This is a genomic window from Achromobacter seleniivolatilans (assembly GCF_030864005.1).
Classification (GTDB): domain Bacteria; phylum Pseudomonadota; class Gammaproteobacteria; order Burkholderiales; family Burkholderiaceae_B; genus Achromobacter; species Achromobacter seleniivolatilans.
On the sequence record NZ_CP132976.1, the window covers coordinates 6,167,875 to 6,181,269 of the forward strand.

A 13,395-nucleotide genomic window follows, 5' to 3' on the forward strand; every position below is an offset into this window, starting at 1 on the left:
CAAAGCGCGCCGTCCGCGCAATCAGGCGCGGCGGCGCGCGAACACCATGCAGACCGGGCTGCCGATCTGCACCTCGTACCCGTCGCGGACCAGCGTGCCGTCTTGCGCGTTGACGTGAAAGCGCACCAAGGTGTCGCTCTCTTCGTTCAACGCAAACAGATAACGGCCGTCGGGCGACAACGTGAAAAAGCGCGGTGTCTTGCCGCCTGTGGCCGCATGTTGCAAGGGCGTGAGCCTGCCGTTTTCACCGTTGACGCCATATACCGCAATGCTGTCGTCACCCCGGTTTGACACGTACAGATGGCGGCCATGCGCGTCCATGCCGATTCCGGCGGCGCGGCTGTTGCCGGTGTAAGTGTCCGGCAAAGTGGGCAGCACTTGAAAGGGGCGCAGGGCGTTTGCTTCCAGCGCGTAGGCGGCTACGGTGTTGTCCAATTCGTTGGCGACATAAAGCCAGCGGCCGGTGGGGTGGAATACGGCATGGCGCGGGCCCGAGCCTTCACGGGCGGCCGCCACGCTTGCCGGTTCCGCGCTGACGCCCGTGTCGTCAAGCGTAAAGAGAAACACGCGGTCCAACCCCTTGTCCGGCACCACCACGTAGCGTCCTGACGGGTCCATCAGGTTGTAGTGCGGTTTGGCAAATGGCTGTTCCTTACGGTGCGGGCCAGGATCGCCTGTCAGCGCCACCTTCTGGGTGACGGGTGCGGGAGCGCCGTCGGCAGCCAGCGGCAGCACGGCCAAGGTTCCGCTCAAATGATTGGACACCATCAAATATTTGCCCGACGGGCCCAGCGCCAGATGTACCGGGTTGCGGCCTTCACAGGTTTGCTGCCGCCACGGGGTGAGCGCGCCGCTGCGAGTATCGCGGTGCAAGGCGCTGACCTCCTGGCTGTCGCCATGCACCGTGTACAGCACGGGTAAAGCGGGATGGGGCAGCAAATACGAGGGGTTGAGCAGTCCGCCGACAACTTGTGTCAGTGTCAGCGCGCCGGTGTCCTGGGCGTAGTTGAAAACGCTGATGCCTACGCCGCGGGCATTGCGTTCCCGCGTAGTGCGGGAGCCGATATAAACGTGCATGGCGCTAGCCTCTCTTGCAAAGAATGCAGCCATGCGCGCGCGGCGCTGGCTTAGGAAGTCAGGATGCCGCTGATGCGGGCCAGGTTGTCCAATGTGCTGCGCAGATGGGCCGATAGCGCCGCAGCAGCGTCTTCGTTGCGCTCGCGTTCCAGCAGGTCCAGGATGGCCAGGTGCTGATCGCAATGCTGTTGGTAGCGGCTGCGGTCCTGCATGGAGCGGTACGAGAGCAGCCGGCGCACGCGATTGACGCGCTTGATCGTGTCGATGAAAAACGGGTTGCCCGACGCTTCCACCAGCGACTCATGAAACCGCACGCCGCGTTCGTGCAATTGGTCTGCGGTATCTGTCGCAATGCCGCCATCCAACAGATGTTTTTCGGCGGCGCGGCAGCGTGCAATTACCTGTTTTTCAAGGCGGAACGAGGGTTCCAGCAGAGCCGCCGGCTCCAGTGCCAGCCGCAGCCGGTACGACTGCAACAGACTGTCCGGCGTCGTCATCATGGATGAAAACTCCCAGCCGTAGCCGGGGCGCCGTTGCGCCCAGCCCTCTTGAGAAACGCGGGCAAGCAGGGCCTGAGTCTGTGCGTTGGTCAGCGCATAACGCACCCGCAACTGGGCCTCGCTGCACTGCATGGGCAATGCGCCGCGCAGCAGTTCGTCAGCCAGCTTGAAATAGGTTTGCGTCACGATATCGTCGGCGGATGGCGGCGCCAGTTCAGCCAGGGCGGCAGGCGCCTCAGGCAATGCGTCAAAGTCCTGTTGCAGGAAATACCCGCGGTTGGGCTTGCGGGCCACAATGCCGTGCTGTTCCAGCACACCCAACGCGTCATTGACGGGCGAGCGCGACAGCCGCAACCGGTCGGCCAGCTTTTGCGCCGTCAGGTGGGCGCCGCCCGGCAGGCGGTCCTGCCGGATCAGCTCAAGAATTTTGGTGACGGTGTTGGTTTGCGCGCTCATGGGATCGTGGCCGGCCGGCTGACTATGCTTGCGGGCTCCCGTTAGGGACGCCCGCTGCGGGCAGCGCCTGTTCATGGGCGCCGAGGGTATCCGATAGGATAGCGGGAATGACGCCGCCCATACGCAACAGCCGCACTTCCAGCTGGGTTTCGACGGCCGCCGTGGCGGACAGCGCATCCACCCGGCCGTCTTTGCGCAATATCCGTACTGGCACCGGCACACGCGGACCCAATGCGTGGTCCGGAGCATCGATCTCTATCCGGTCGCCACTGTGCAAGTCCAAGGTCTGAGGCGTGACGCCCGCTGGCAGCCGCAACGGCAGTACGCCCATGCCGATCAGATTGGAACGATGGATACGTTCAAAACTGATGGCCAGCACGGCGCGTATGCCAAGCAAGCGTTGACCCTTGGCGGCCCAATCGCGAGACGATCCCGTACCGTAGCGGGCGCCTGCTACCAGCACCACAGGGAGTCCGGCTTGCCGGTAGTGTTCCGCGGCCTCCCAAATCGGTTCCACATGGCCGCTGGGCGCATGACGGGTATGCCCCACAGGCGCTTCGTGGCAAAGCAGGTTCTTCAGACTCTTGCTGTAGAACGCCGCGCGCATCATGACTTCCCAATTGCCACGCCGCGACGCGAACACATTCAGGTCATTGCGGTCGTCGCCGCGCGCCACCAGATAGTCCGCGATCAGGCTATCAGGCGGAATGGCGCTGGCGGGGGACAAGTGATCGGTCGTGACATCGTCGCCCAGCACCAGCAGCGGATGCGCGGTGTAGCGCCCCAACTGGCTGGCTTGCCCTGTGGACGCAAAAGGCGGGCGGCGCAATGCGGTGGAAGCAGGGTCCCAAGGAAAGCGTGGCGAGTCCGGGGATTGGAGCGCCTGCCACGCAGGGTTGGCGCTGGCAATCTTGAAGGCGGTCCGGTAGTCGCTGGAACGCAGTCCGGCTGCCAGCGAGGCATCAATCTCGGCATCGTCCGGCCACAAATCCCGCAGGTGCACGTGGCGGCCATCGGCAGTCACTTGCACGGCTTCCTGACTCAAGTCGCGTTCGGCGTCGCCCGCCAGCGCAAAGGCGATGACGAGCGGAGGCGACATCAGAAAGCCCAGATCCAGATCGGGATGGATGCGTCCGGTGAAGTTGCGGTTGCCGGACAGGGCCGCAACCGGATGAATCGCGCCTGCTGCCATTGCATCGCGAATGGGGGCGGGCAGAGGGCCCGAGTTGCCAATACACGTGGTGCAGCCATAGCCCACGATGTCAAAGCCCACTGCGGCCAAATCGTCCAGCAGACCGGCGCGCGCCAGATAATCCGCTGCTGCTGGCGAGCCTGGGCCAAGCGAAGTTTTGACCCAGGCTGGCACCCGCAGCCCAGCTTGCCGCGCTTTGCGGGCGAGCAGACCCGCTGCCATCAGCAGGCGCGGGTCCGACGTGTTCGTGCAACTGGTGATGGCGGCGATGGCAACCGGGTATCGGGGCAGGCCGCAGGCAGATGCGGAGGGCGTGAAGTTGAGCGACGACAGAATGTTTTTCGTCTGGCTGTACGGGTGCAGGTCTTGCGGCCGCTTGGGGCCGGCCACATGCATCTGCACGCCGTCCAGCGCGATGTCGATGACTCGGGTATAGCGGGGCGATGCGGCGGGGTCCAACGCGATGCCGGTGTGTTCGGCATAGGCCGCCACGAGCGCGATATGGCGCTCTGGCCTGCCGGTCTGGCGCAGGTAAGCCAGCGTTTCTCCGTCGATGGGGAAGTACCCCGTTGTCGCGCCGTATTCGGGCGCCATGTTGGCCACTACGCAACGGCTGCCGGCAGACAGGGTACTGACGCCGGGGCCAAAGAACTCTACGAATTCGCCCGATACCTCGATGGCGCGCAATCGGTGCGTGACGGTCAGCGCCAGGTCCGTGGCGGTAACGCCTGGGGCCAAGGCGCCGGTCAAACGCACGCCTATGACATCGGGGATGCGTAACAGCGTGGGCATGCCGAACATGACGGTCTGCGCTTCCAGTCCACCCACGCCCCAGCCCAGCACGCCAATGCCATTGATCATGGGCGTATGGCTGTCGGTGCCGATCATCATGTCGGGGTATAGCGCCGCGCCATCCGGCGTGTCGCTTTGACAGACCACCGTGGCCAGCTGTTCGAGATTGATGGTGTGCATGATGCCCGTGCCGGGCGGGTGGATACGCACGTTGGACAAGGCTTTCGACGCCCAGCGCAGGAAGCGGTAGCGCTCCGCGTTGCGCCGCAATTCCAGATCCAGATTCAGCGCTGCGGCATCCGGTTGCGCATAGGCTTCCACCGCCAGCGAATGGTCTACCGACACGTCTACCGGCAGCACCGGGTTCAGTACGGCGGGGTCCACGCCAGCCTCGGCCAGTGCGTCGCGCATGGCGGCAATGTCGACCAGCGCCGGGGTGCTGGTCGTGTCGTGCATCAGTACGCGGCCGGGCTGGAACGCAATTTCCGCTTCGCTGGTGCCGTGCTCCAGCCAGCCGAATAGCGCCGCCACGGCGGCCTCGCGCTCTGCGCCTTGCATGTTGCGCAGCGCGTTTTCCAGCAACAGGCGCAGCACGACCGGCAGGCGGAAATAATCCGCGCCGAATTGGGCGGGAAGGTCAGGGCAGGTATAGGTGGCGCCGTCCAAGGTGATGGACCGGCGCAACCCGGCATTGGTGTTTTCCATAGCTGCCAGTTTTGCATATTGCATCTATAAAATGCAATTAAGTAAAAACCCGGCCGTCATCGGAACAGGCCCCCCAGGAGACAAACCATGCCCGCTTTACGCACTCTCGCCGCCGCCGCGGCCCTGGCGCTTGCCGCCTCAACGCCCTTGCATGCCGCCGACACGGGCCGGCCGATCAGCTTGATTGTGCCTTTTGCCGCCGGAGGCGGCGTGGACGGCATGGGCCGTTTGCTGGCCGAGCGGTTGCGCAGCGAAATGCCGCAGGGAGTGGTGGTAGAAAACAAGCCCGGCGCCAGCGGCATGCTTGGCGTGCAAACGGTGCTGCGGTCTGCGCCTGACGGCAATACGCTGCTGCTCGGGTCCGCCGGGGAAACGGCAATCAACCCGCTGGTTTTCAAGGCCAAGATGCAATACCAGCCGGAAAAAGATCTGGTGCCGATTGCACTGATTGCCCGTGTGCCCAATGTGCTGGTCGCCAACCCCAAGTTGCCGGTGGCCAATGTGGAACAGTTGGTGGCCTATGGACGCGCCCATCCTGACAAGCTGACCTACGCGACAAGCGGCGTGGGCAATCCGCAGCATTTGAACGGCGAGTTGTTGCAGTCGCTGGCGGGGATCAAGATGGTGCACGTGCCGTACAAGGGAGCGTCCGCGCAGTTGGTGGATGTGGCCGCGGGCAGTGTGGACCTGACCTTTGTCAGCCTGGCGGGCGCCTTGCCCTTCATCAAGAGCGGCAAGGTCAAGCCGCTGGCGGTGACTTCAGCCAAGCGCGCGTCATTTGCGCCGGACATTCCCGCCGTGGCCGAGTACGCGCCGTTAAAGGACTATGCGCTGGAGAATTGGTTTGGCGTGTTTGTTGCGGCGGGGACGCCTGCCGATGTGCAAAAGAAGTTGGCCGATGCTATCGGCCGTAGTCTGAAAGACGAGAAGTTTGTGGCCAGCATCCGCGAGCTGGGCGGAGAGGTGCAGCCGATGAGCCAGGAAGAATTCCGCGCGTTCATCAAGGCGCAGACGGCGGTGTTTGCCAAAGTCGTGGCCGACGGCAATATCACCGCCGACAACTAAGCGGCGCGGTTCAGCGGGTGACGGCGTCCAGTGCGCCCAGCGCTGGGGGAATCATGGCCAGCAGACGCGCCTTGCCTACCCCGTCGCGCGCTTGCACCGACAAGCCGTGCAGCACGACGGCGTAGTAGTCGCCCAGTGCCTGCACGTCCGTTCCCGGTTTGAGCTCACCAGTCTGCAAGGCGGTTTCCAGCCGGTCAATGATGCCTTGCGTGCGCGCCTTGCGGTGCGTGGTGAGCCAGGCCATGACGCCTTCGTTTTCAGCGGCGTAATTGGTTGCCGCGGTGACCACCATGCAGCCCTGCGGACGGCCGCGTTTGGTGTAGGTCAGCACCGCGTCGGTCAACAGCTGTTCGATGGCGGCGCGTACGCCTTCACCGGTCTCCAGCGCTTTCTCGGCGAACGAGCCATCACCCGCTTCATAGCGCGCCACCGCTTCGCGAAACAGATCCTGCTTGGACCCGAAAGCCGCGTAAAGACGCGCTGACGCCAGGCCTGTTGCCGCAACCAGATCGGCCATCGACGTGCCTTCGTATCCCTGCTTCCAGAACGCCAGCATCGCTTGCTGAAGCGCTAGATCGCGGTCGAATTCTCTGGGTCTGCCTGCCATGACGGTCTCGGTTTAATGAACTGCCCGCAGTGTAACGCTGGCCGGCGCATTTGCATTGCAGCCATTTATCGCCTATTCTTTGTCGATCGACAAACAATTAAGGAAGCGATATGAAAACAATCAAAGGACCCAGCCTGCACCTGGCGCAATTCAGCGATGCGGCAGCGCCCTTCAATAGTCTGCCGGCCATCGCCGAGTGGGCATCAGGCGTGGGCTTCAAGGCTTTGCAGATTCCGGCGTGGGACAAGCGATTCTTTGATGCGGACACGGCTGCGGTCAGTCAGGACTACTGCGATGAAGTGGCCGGAACGCTGGCCGCGCACGGCCTGGAAATCAGCGAACTGACCACGCACATCTTTGGCCAGTTGCTGGCCGTTCACCCCGCCTACGACGCGATGGCCGACAACTTCGCGCCGCCCGAGGCGCGCGGCAATGCGCAAGCAAGAGCGGCGTGGGCAAAGCAGGGGCTGCTGAATACCGCACGGGCATCCCGCAGGCTGGGCCTGACGGAAATGGGCACATTTTCGGGTTCACTGGCGTGGCCTTATCTGTTCCCGTTTCCCCAGCGGCCCGAAGGTCTGATCGAAACCGCCTTCGATGAACTGGCCCGGCGCTGGCTGCCGGTGCTGGACGAATGTGATGAGCAAGGCGTGAACCTTTGCTACGAGATCCACCCCGCCGAAGATCTGCACGATGGCATCACGTTCGAGATGTTCCATGAGCGTGTCGGCGGCCATGCCCGCTGCGCCATATTGTTCGACCCGAGCCACTTTATTTTGCAGCAGCTGAACTATCTGGAATACCTGGACATCTACAAAGATCACATCCGCATGTTCCATGTGAAGGATGCGGAATTCAATCCCACCGGACGCCAGGGCATCTATGGCGGCTATCAATCCTGGATCAACCGCGCCGGGCGCTTCCGTTCGCTGGGCGATGGGCAGGTGGACTTCAAGGCGATCTTTTCCAAGCTTGCGCACTACGACTATTCGGGCTGGGCCACGCTGGAATGGGAGTGCTGCCTGAAGGACCAGGAAACGGGCGCGCGCGAAGGCGTGGAATTCATCAACCGCCACATCATTCCTGTCACGGCAAAGGTCTTCGACGACTTTGCGGGCGCCGCCATCAACCAACAACAGATCAACGCCTTGCTGGGCATCGCTTGAGCGGCCCAGGCTCAATCAGGAACTCGCATTCATGACCAATCAAAGCGCTACCTTTTTCACCGCAGCCGACGGCGTTGCGCATCAATACGTGCTTGTGGACGGCTGCCGCATCCATTGCGCGGTGGCGGGCGAGGGCCCGCCCGTTCTGCTGATCCCAGGCTGGCCGCAAACCTGGTTCACCTGGCGTCACGTCATGAAGGCGCTGGCGCAGGCGGGCTATACGGCGATTGCCGTCGATCCGCCGGGCACGGGGGACTCCAGCCGTCCGGTCCAGGGTTATGACACGGGTGCCATCGCAACAACCTTGCATCGGTTGATGGAGCAGTTGGGCCACGCGGCCTATCAGGTTGTGGGACACGATATCGGCATGTGGGTGGCCTATGCGTTGGCCAGCGACTATCCTGATGCGGTGCGCCGGCTGGTCCTGACCGAAGCGGTCATTCCGGGCCTGGCGCCCGCGCCGACGATCTTCGCGCCGCCCGAACAGAACATCTTTCTGTGGCACTTCATGTTCAATCAGCTGCACGATCTGCCGGAAGCCCTGATTACCGGACGGGAACGCGCCTACCTGACATTCATGTTCGACAAGTGGGCGCATCGCCGGGATCGCGTGGCGTCCGATGTCTATATAGACGCCTACGCCGCGCCGGGTGGACTGCGCAGCGGTTTTGCCTACTATCGCGCCATTCCTGAAACCATCCGTCAGAATGCGAAGCGGGCGAACACCAAGCTGCGCATGCCCACGCTGGCAATCGGCGCCGAGCACGCAACCCGCGACGCGCCGCTGATCACGATGCAGAACAACGCCGTTGACCTCATAGGCGTGATCATTCCTGACTGCGGCCACTTTGTGACAGAAGAGTGCCACGAAGAGTTTTCCGAACACCTGCTGTCATTTCTGTCGCGCGAAGGTTAAGGCGGACCGGTTACGGCCCATCGTGCAGCAGGATTTCCAGCCCGATCCGTTCGCCGCTGCGGACTCGGCTGATCGCCTGCCGCGCGGTGACGCGGTAGATGTCGCGCGCGCCCTGCACCGGGCGATGCGACACCGCAATCACGGCCGCATCGCCCCGTTGCAGGGGCACCACCATAGGTCGTGATTGCATCCGCGGGCGTTGCTCTGTCATGACAAACTCGCCGCCCGTGAAATCGGTGCGCGGCTCAGACAGCAGCGCCACGAGTTGCAGCGGAAAGATGTGCTGGCCGTCCGCGTGCTGCATCAGCGGCTGATAGTCATCGGTGCGTAGCCGGTTCAGGCTGGACAGGCGGCTTGTCTGGCCCGCGTCGCGGCTGCATTCCGTCCACAAGGCCAAGTCGTCCGGATAGTGCGTATCGGTTTGCAGCGCGGCGGCCCAGGTTCGAGCGATGGGCAGCAGGCGCTGGTAGAGCTCGGATCGCAGGGCGGATAGGGCGGGCGACGAGGAGAGAGGCATTCGCGCCCCATGCCTGAAATTCGCCGCGTCTTGCTCCGCCTGAACAAGGGCCTCGCCAGGATTGAACGCGGGAAGCAATGCCCATCCTTCAGCGTCCAGCTGTAGGGCTATGTCGCGCCAGTTGTAGTGGTCAAGCGGCGTGTGGTCAGTCATGGGGCAAGCGAGCGCATGGGGTGGGGGAGTCTTCGAGAGTAACTGCGGGCTGCGTTCGCGGCACTCCGCCCCTTGCTGTTCTGGCCCTGCTTTGACCGATAGGGTTTAGGGCTTGAAGTATGCTTGTCGGCTTCATGACCACTTTCAATGCCGCCCGTGATGACTGATTTTCCTTTTGACGCCGTGCTGTTCGATTGCGACGGCGTGCTGGTTGATTCTGAACCGATTACCAGCCACGTGCTGACCCAGATGCTGAATGAACTCGGCTGGGCGATCACGCATGAAGAGACCATGCGCATTTTTACCGGAAAAGCCGTCAAGGACGAGCTGCCGCTGATTCAGTCGCGCACCGGCGTCACGATCACCCCGGCTTGGTTTGATGAATTCCGCCAGCGCCGCAATGTTGCGCTGGATCGTGATCTGCTTGAGATTCCCGGCGCGCCGGATGCCGTGCGCGCCTTGCACCAAGTGCTGGACGGCCGGATTGCAGTCGCCTCGGGCGCGGACCGGATCAAGGTGGAATTGCAACTGGAAAAAGTAGGCATTGCGGAGTGTTTTGATGGCCGCGTGTTCAGCGGTCACGAAATGCCACGCAGCAAACCCTTTCCTGATGTGTATCTGGCCGCCGCAAAGTCGCTGGGCGTGGACCCCGCCCGCTGCGCGATTGTCGAAGACACGGTGACCGGCGCGACGGCAGGCGTGGCCGCGGGCGCCACGGTGTTTGGCTACAGCCCGGACGCCAACGGCCACAGCGGCGCGGAAGCCTTGCGCGCCGTGGGCGTGGCCCACGTGTTTACCGACATGAAGCAACTGCCCGCGCTGTTGGCGGGCTGGCAGTTGGCACGCTAGAACGCGGCGCAGCCACGTTCGCCATTTCAGCGCGCGTGGCTGCCGTATTGTTCACCGCCGTCCAGATCGATCACCGTGCCGCTTAGATAACCAGCGCGTGGCGATGCGCCGAACACAATCATGTCGGCGACTTCCTCGGGCTCCATCAGACGTCCAAAGGGCAGGTCGGACAAAGTTTCCTGCCAGCGCGATTCGTCGCCCCAGCGGGCTTGCGCACGCTGGCGTGCCAGGGTCAGTACGCGATCGGTGCGTGTGCGTGAAGGATTCACGCCAAAAACGCGCACACCATGCCGCGGTGCGTCGCCGCCCAGAGCGCGGGTGAACGCGATCAGCGAGGCGTTGGCCGCCGCGCCGCAGATGTAGTCCGCGCGGGGCGCTGCGCCTGCCATGCCAATAATATTCGCGATGACTCCCGTGCCGGCTTCGCGCATGGCGGGGTAGTAGTGGCGCGCCAGGTTGATATAACCATGCACCTTCAGGTCCCAACCTGCGCGCCAGCGCTCGTCTTGCACCTGGTCCAACGCGCCGCCCGGCACGGCGCCTGCGTTGTTGACCAGTATGTCGATCGGGCCAGTCTCTTTGCTAAGACGTTCGGCGGCGCCGGGTTGCGCCAGATCTTGTGTATACGCCTGCGCGTCGCGCCCGGTCTGCTCGCGGATCGCGGCGGTAGCGGCATGCAGCGCGGCATCATCGCGGGCAACCAATATGGGTTGGGCGCCTTCGCGTGCGAACGCGACGGCACACGCCAAGCCGATGCCCTTGGATGCGCCCGTGATGAGCACGCGTTTTCCGGCAAGCTGCAAATCCATGAAAAGCTCCTGTCGATACACGCCCGCAAGCGCAGGGCACTCAGTGGTTGTAAACCAGATAGCCCTGTGTGTGCCAGTACCGCTTGCATGGAGTCAGGCAGGCGCCACGTCGATGCGGTATCCGCGTGAGCACGGCGCGTTGCGAATGACCACGGGCAGAAAGCGCTGGATCACTGACGCGTTGGTCAGCGTGTGCGCGGTCAGCTCATTGCAGGTGAAGTACGCGGGCGCGCCGCTTTTCCACACCGCCAACGCCAACAACAAGAGCCATTGATCCGCCAGATGCGGCCCCATTGCTGCATCGCTATCGAGGTAGGCGCGAACCTCTGCCGCAAGCGTTTTCGCGACGGTTTCCGCAATGATCCCCTTGGCGCCAAAGGCCGCGAACACTTCGGTTACTTCGGAGTGCTCCAGAGTCACCGTCAGGGCGTTGCCTGGGCCTTCGTTTTGGCGTCCGTCCACGATGAGCAGTTGATCCGCAGACCAATCCAGCGCCGCGCCCAACGCTTCCAGTTCACGACGCGCCACACTGCGCGGAACGCCGGCAACGACGCATTCCGCGCCATGCGTTCCGGCTTGCCCGCGTTGCGCCAGATCCAACGGAATCAAACCGCCCGCCGCTGGCGTGATGCAGGCCGTGGCCGCGCCGCCGCCAGCAGGGTAGAAACCCCGGCGTGACAGTTCCAGGTCAAGGCCCGCGCCCAGCTTGCGGGCCAATGGCGCATAGGCACGCGCGACAAAGTCGAACGACGGCGCCAGCGGATTGTGCGTGCCGCCTTGCAGTTCCACGCGGCTGGGCCCATCGGCCAGCAGCAGCGCAGGCAGCACGGTTTGCAGCACCAGCATGCAACTGCCAGCGCTGGCGATGGCAAAGCGGTAATCGCCTGCGCGGATCACGCCGGGCACAAAATGCAGTTCCTGCGACCCCAATGCGGCGCCGGCGCATTGTGCGTGGCTGATGTCGATGGCGGCATTGACGCACGCCAGGTGTTGGCGCATCAGGCCGGGTTTAGACCGCTTGGCGCGTATGCGATGGATGCGCAAGGGGCGGCCGGTAATCATGGAAAGCGCCAAGCCGGTACGCAGAATCTGTCCGCCGCCTTCGCCTTCCGAACCATCCAGTTCTATCACTGCTTTACTCCTGATTATTCTTGTCTTGCGCCGGACCGTCATGGCCGGGCGCAAGCGGCTTCAGCCTTTCACGCACACCACTTGCTTCAAGGTGTAGACCACTTCCACCAGGTCTTGCTGGGCCAGCATCACCGCGTCAATGTCCTTGTAGGCCATGGGAATTTCATCGATGACATTGGCGTCCTTGCGGCACTCCACGCCTTCGGTGGCGGCAATCTGGTCAGCGACCGTGAACAACTTCTTGGCCTTGGTGCGGCTCATGGCGCGGCCCGCGCCGTGGCTGCAACTCATGAAGCTCTCCGGGTTGCCTTTGCCGCGCACGATGTAGCTCTTGGCCCCCATGCTGCCGGGGATGATGCCCAGTTCGCCTGCTTTTGCGCTGACTGCGCCCTTGCGGGTCAGCAGCACGTCCTGGCCGAAGTGCGTTTCACGGCTGACATAGTTGTGGTGGCAATTCACCGCTTCCATGTGCGCCTCGAAAGGCTTGGTAATGACCTGGCGCACAGCGTTCACCACGCGGTGCATCATGACTTCGCGGTTGGCGCGTGCGAACTTCTGGGCCCAGCCCACGGCGCGCACATAGTCGCCAAAGTACTTGGAGCCTTCTTCGAAGTACGCCAGGTCCTGGTCGGGCAGGTTGCGCTGGTGCTGCTCGGCATCCTGCTTGGCCAGTTGGATGAACATCGTTCCGATCGCGTTACCTACGCCGCGCGAACCCGAGTGCAACATGAACCACACCGAACCGTGTTCGTCCAGGCAGACCTCAATAAAGTGGTTGCCGGTGCCCAGCGTGCCCAGGTGACGGTAGTTGTTGGTCTTGGCCAGGCGCGGATAGTCTTGGCACAGCGCTTCGAATTCCGGCGCCAGCGCGCGCCAGGCGACATCGGCTTCGTCAGGCGGCGTATCCCAGGAGCCGCGATCGCGCCCGTGATGGCGGGGAGTCAGGCCGTGGGGTACGGCCTTTTCAATCGCGGCGCGCACCGGGCCCAGGTTGTCGGGCAGGTCATTGGCGTGCAGAGTCGTCTTGCAGGCCATCATGCCGCAACCGATGTCCACGCCGACAGCGGCGGGAATCACGGCCTTGACGGTGGGGATCACGGAACCCACGGTGGCGCCGATGCCGTAGTGCACATCGGGCATGGCGGCGATGTGCTTATAGATGATGGGCAGGCGGGCTGCGTTTTCCAATTGCTGACGGGCTTCGTCCTCGATGGGCACGCCGCGCGTCCACATTTTTACGGGTACGCCGCCAGCCACTTGGTGCAGTTGATACGTCATTGTTCTTCTCCATTGCTTGTAATGAGAGCGGCTAGTCTTGCAGTGCCGCCGTCATTACCTACGCAAATGCCGTGCCAGGTTTGCGTCGCACGATGAAAAAAATCTGCAACGCCTTGATTTATAAGGCGTGCATTGTAGGCGCTGCGCCATTGCGAATTCAGCCGGCTCTATTTAGAATCCGC

12 protein-coding genes are annotated in these 13,395 nt (G+C 63.2%); 4 read left to right on the forward strand and 8 right to left on the reverse strand.

Annotated elements, in window-relative coordinates; translation table 11 throughout:
- Positions 1–21: 21 nt before the first annotated feature.
- From RAS12_RS27820 to acnA, 3 genes are read right to left on the reverse strand one after another with little or no spacing between them, the layout of a single operon-like run.
- Positions 22–1,077: a lactonase family protein gene (locus RAS12_RS27820; protein ID WP_306943495.1), complete on the reverse strand. Its 1,056-nt coding sequence runs from the start codon at positions 1,075–1,077 to the stop codon at positions 22–24.
- A gap of 50 nt (positions 1,078–1,127) precedes the next feature.
- Positions 1,128–2,033 carry a GntR family transcriptional regulator gene (locus RAS12_RS27825; protein WP_306943496.1) on the reverse strand — a complete coding sequence of 302 codons (906 nt, stop codon included), beginning with the start codon at positions 2,031–2,033 and terminating at the stop codon, positions 1,128–1,130.
- A gap of 22 nt (positions 2,034–2,055) precedes the next feature.
- Complete coding sequence (gene acnA, locus RAS12_RS27830) at positions 2,056–4,722, reverse strand: aconitate hydratase AcnA (RefSeq protein ID WP_306951654.1); 2,667 nt, start codon at positions 4,720–4,722, stop codon at positions 2,056–2,058.
- An 87-nt stretch (positions 4,723–4,809) separates the two neighbouring features.
- Between acnA and RAS12_RS27835 the strand changes: the two genes are divergently transcribed.
- A complete protein-coding gene (locus RAS12_RS27835) occupies positions 4,810–5,787 on the forward strand; it encodes a Bug family tripartite tricarboxylate transporter substrate binding protein (protein WP_306943498.1) in 978 nt (325 codons plus the stop codon).
- A 10-nt stretch (positions 5,788–5,797) separates the two neighbouring features.
- Here RAS12_RS27835 and RAS12_RS27840 read toward each other — a convergent pair whose 3' ends face one another.
- Positions 5,798–6,394 carry a TetR/AcrR family transcriptional regulator gene (locus tag RAS12_RS27840; protein WP_306943499.1) on the reverse strand — a complete coding sequence of 199 codons (597 nt, stop codon included), beginning with the start codon at positions 6,392–6,394 and terminating at the stop codon, positions 5,798–5,800.
- 110 nt (positions 6,395–6,504) lie between these two features.
- Between RAS12_RS27840 and RAS12_RS27845 the strand changes: the two genes are divergently transcribed.
- Positions 6,505–7,560 (forward strand): sugar phosphate isomerase/epimerase family protein, encoded by a 1,056-nt coding sequence (locus RAS12_RS27845; protein ID WP_306943501.1) that lies wholly within the window; start codon positions 6,505–6,507, stop codon positions 7,558–7,560.
- 31 nt (positions 7,561–7,591) lie between these two features.
- Entirely contained in the window at positions 7,592–8,476 is an 885-nt protein-coding gene (locus tag RAS12_RS27850; protein ID WP_306943502.1) for an alpha/beta fold hydrolase, read from the forward strand.
- A 10-nt stretch (positions 8,477–8,486) separates the two neighbouring features.
- On the opposite strand, the gene RAS12_RS27855 is transcribed toward RAS12_RS27850, so the two are convergent.
- Positions 8,487–8,993, reverse strand: a complete 507-nt coding sequence (locus tag RAS12_RS27855; protein ID WP_306943503.1) for a 2OG-Fe(II) oxygenase — start codon at positions 8,991–8,993, stop codon at positions 8,487–8,489.
- A gap of 312 nt (positions 8,994–9,305) precedes the next feature.
- Between RAS12_RS27855 and RAS12_RS27860 the strand changes: the two genes are divergently transcribed.
- On the forward strand, positions 9,306–9,995 hold the full coding sequence (locus tag RAS12_RS27860; protein ID WP_306943505.1) for an HAD family hydrolase: 690 nt from the start codon (positions 9,306–9,308) through the stop codon (positions 9,993–9,995).
- 26 nt (positions 9,996–10,021) lie between these two features.
- On the opposite strand, the gene RAS12_RS27865 is transcribed toward RAS12_RS27860, so the two are convergent.
- The 3 genes from RAS12_RS27865 to RAS12_RS27875 form a co-directional block, all read right to left on the reverse strand.
- A complete protein-coding gene (locus RAS12_RS27865) occupies positions 10,022–10,804 on the reverse strand; it encodes an SDR family oxidoreductase (protein WP_306943506.1) in 783 nt (260 codons plus the stop codon).
- A 93-nt stretch (positions 10,805–10,897) separates the two neighbouring features.
- Complete coding sequence (rtcA, locus tag RAS12_RS27870; RefSeq protein ID WP_306943507.1) at positions 10,898–11,935, reverse strand: RNA 3'-terminal phosphate cyclase; 1,038 nt, start codon at positions 11,933–11,935, stop codon at positions 10,898–10,900.
- A gap of 60 nt (positions 11,936–11,995) precedes the next feature.
- The gene (locus RAS12_RS27875; protein ID WP_306943508.1) at positions 11,996–13,213 is read right to left on the reverse strand and encodes an RtcB family protein; all 1,218 of its coding nucleotides are present in this window, start codon (positions 13,211–13,213) and stop codon (positions 11,996–11,998) included.
- Positions 13,214–13,395 lie beyond the last annotated feature (182 nt).